Genomic DNA, 230 nt, shown 5'->3' with positions numbered 1-230 from the left:
AAAGAAAGTATCACTAGCATTGCTAGGCTCAAAGATTTCACTTTCTTCTTTACGGTATTCAACACCGGTAGAGAAACCAACATAACCCGCTGGTAATTCAAATATACCAGAGTTAGTCATGGTTCCGCCTAACACGGTTTGCTTAATAATGGAGGTTCCGGTTGAAACCGTATTAATGTAATTGATAGCATCTTGACTTGGGGCGCCAAAACCAAAAATGTTAACCGGTA

Annotated in this window: 1 protein-coding gene; it reads right to left on the bottom strand. The window is 40.0% G+C overall.

Annotated elements, in window-relative coordinates; all coding sequences use genetic code 11:
• Positions 1-230: hypothetical protein (locus tag AAEZ02_RS23650; RefSeq protein WP_351125708.1), on the bottom strand; the 230-nt coding region annotated here is incomplete at both ends.

The sequence above is a fragment of the Shewanella sp. T24-MNA-CIBAN-0130 genome, assembly GCF_040310185.1.
In the GTDB taxonomy this organism is placed as follows: Bacteria; Pseudomonadota; Gammaproteobacteria; order Enterobacterales; family Shewanellaceae; genus Shewanella; species Shewanella psychromarinicola.
The sequence above is the reverse complement of the archived record's forward strand: the minus strand, read 5'-3'. Positions and strand labels throughout refer to the sequence as shown.